Origin of the sequence: Paenibacillus turicensis (assembly GCF_017873435.1) — a bacterium.
Taxonomy (GTDB): Bacteria; Bacillota; Bacilli; order Paenibacillales; family Paenibacillaceae; genus Fontibacillus; species Fontibacillus turicensis.
Genome location: NZ_JAGGKG010000042.1, coordinates 1 through 1,609 on the forward strand (window position 1 = coordinate 1; position 1,609 = coordinate 1,609).

2 tRNA genes and 3 rRNA genes are annotated in these 1,609 nt (G+C 50.4%); all 5 read right to left on the reverse strand.

The window, feature by feature from the left end:
* Positions 1-461 (reverse strand): 23S ribosomal RNA (locus tag J2Z32_RS22165); the annotation flags it as partial.
* Positions 462-643: 182 nt separating this feature from the next.
* Positions 644-719 (reverse strand) — tRNA-Ala (locus J2Z32_RS22170).
* Positions 720-743: 24 nt separating this feature from the next.
* A tRNA-Ile gene (locus tag J2Z32_RS22175) sits at positions 744-820 on the reverse strand.
* A 29-nt stretch (positions 821-849) separates the two neighbouring features.
* Positions 850-966: ribosomal RNA gene (gene rrf / locus J2Z32_RS22180) — 5S ribosomal RNA — on the reverse strand.
* Between the two features lie 138 nt (positions 967-1,104).
* Positions 1,105-1,609: ribosomal RNA gene (locus J2Z32_RS22185) — 16S ribosomal RNA — on the reverse strand; the annotation flags it as partial.

The following is a 1,609-nucleotide window of genomic DNA, read 5'->3' on the forward strand; positions in this document are numbered from 1 at the left end:
GTCCTGCCGGATTCATACGGGGTTTCACGTGCCCCGCACTACTCGGGATCCGTCTCGGAGGGAACAGACTTTCAATTACAGGGCTTTTACCTTCTCTGGCGGGCCTTTCCAGACCTCTTCGTTTAACCGGTTCCTTTGTAACTCCATGTGAGACGTCCCACAACCCCAAGAAGCAAGCTTCTTGGTTTGGGCTTCTCCGCGTTCGCTCGCCGCTACTGACGGAATCACTTTTGTTTTCTCTTCCTCAGGGTACTTAGATGTTTCAGTTCCCCTGGTCTGCCTCTTCATACCCTATGTATTCAGATATGAGTAACTACCTATTACAGTAGCTGGGTTTCCCCATTCGGATATCCCCGGATCAATGCTTGCTTACAGCTCCCCGAGGCAGTTTCGTTGTTCGCCACGTCCTTCTTCGGCTCCTAGTGCCTAGGCATCCTCCGTGTGCTCTTAGTAGCTTAACCTGCTCAAACTATTGTGCTGCTGAATCTGTTGCAGAAACCGCAAAGGATTCATCATCACAACACTTTTCGCTTTCAACTACCTTATTTCAAACTTGTTTACACAAGTTCAGCTTAAAGGATTGTTTCTAAAACGCTTTTTTCGTTTCGGTATCCAGTTTTCAAGGAACAAGTTTAATTCATTATGGTGGAGCCAAGGGGGATCGAACCCCTGACCTCCTGCGTGCAAGGCAGGCGCTCTCCCAGCTGAGCTATAGCCCCATAGGAATTGTACTTATTGTATTATGGTGGGCCCTAGTGGACTCGAACCACCGACCTCACCCTTATCAGGGGTGCGCTCTAACCAACTGAGCTAAGGGCCCATATATTATTGTTACTCATAAAGAGTTACGCTTGGCGGCGTCCTACTCTCCCAGGACCCTTCGGTCCAAGTACCATCGGCGCTGGAGGGCTTAACGGTCGTGTTCGGGATGGGTACGTGTGGAACCCCTCCGCCATCGCCACCAAACGTATTCAAGAGGTTTAACCTCTCAAAACTAAACAACGAGGTGAGTTTGTTACTTACGTTAATAAGTAACGGTTCGTAAGCATATCGCTATGCTCACTATATTTGAATGTCTTCGTTGCAGAAGACGATTCTCCATAGAAAGGAGGTGATCCAGCCGCACCTTCCGATACGGCTACCTTGTTACGACTTCACCCCAATCATCTACCCCACCTTCGGCGGCTGGCTCCTTGCGGTTACCTCACCGACTTCGGGTGTTGTAAACTCTCGTGGTGTGACGGGCGGTGTGTACAAGACCCGGGAACGTATTCACCGCGGCATGCTGATCCGCGATTACTAGCAATTCCGACTTCATGCAGGCGAGTTGCAGCCTGCAATCCGAACTGAGATTGGCTTTTATAGGATTCGCTCCAGATCGCTCTTTCGCTTCCCGTTGTACCAACCATTGTAGTACGTGTGTAGCCCAGGTCATAAGGGGCATGATGATTTGACGTCATCCCCACCTTCCTCCGGTTTGTCACCGGCAGTCACCTTAGAGTGCCCAACCTTACTTGCTGGCAACTAAGATCAAGGGTTGCGCTCGTTGCGGGACTTAACCCAACATCTCACGACACGAGCTGACGACAACCATGCACCACCTGTCTCA